Below are 496 nucleotides of genomic sequence, written 5' to 3' on the forward strand. Positions count from 1 at the left end.
TCGGCTGGTGTTAGTGTTAATGCAATGAAATGCCGACCGTCATCGGCCCAATTTTCGATTGTCATAGGCTCACTTTGTTCGTTGAGCCAATGGATTTTATCCGATGACGCATGCTGATATAGCGGATCATCTTCCAGGCGGATTTCTGCAAAAATTGGATAGGCTTTTCGTAATGCCATAAGTGTTGCTATGGTGTTTTTTATTGCCGCTCTTGCAAAGCTTGTTTCTGTGTCTATGTCTTGCCAAGTTTGCCAAGTAATGTCGTTGTCTTGGCAATAGGCATTGTTGTTACCTTGTTGACTATGGGACAGTTCGTCACCACCTAAAATATGTGGCGTGCCTTGGCTTAATAGCAGCGTCGCCATAAAACATAGTTGCTGATTCAAGCGCTGTGCTTGAATATCTTTGTCGTCTGTTTCACCTTCTGCACCAAAGTTTTGACTGATATTTTCACCATGACCATCACGGTTTTCTTCCATGTTGGCAAGATTATGAC

The 496-nt window shown here is 43.1% G+C and carries 1 pseudogene; it reads right to left on the reverse strand.

The annotated features are described in order from the left end of the window. Positions 1 to 479 (reverse strand): annotated as a pseudogene (locus AC3DEV_RS16790) (glycogen debranching enzyme); the annotation flags it as partial. Between the last annotated feature and the right edge of the window lie 17 nt (positions 480 to 496).

The sequence above is a fragment of the Dietzia sp. IBK-p2-15D genome (assembly GCF_057773105.1).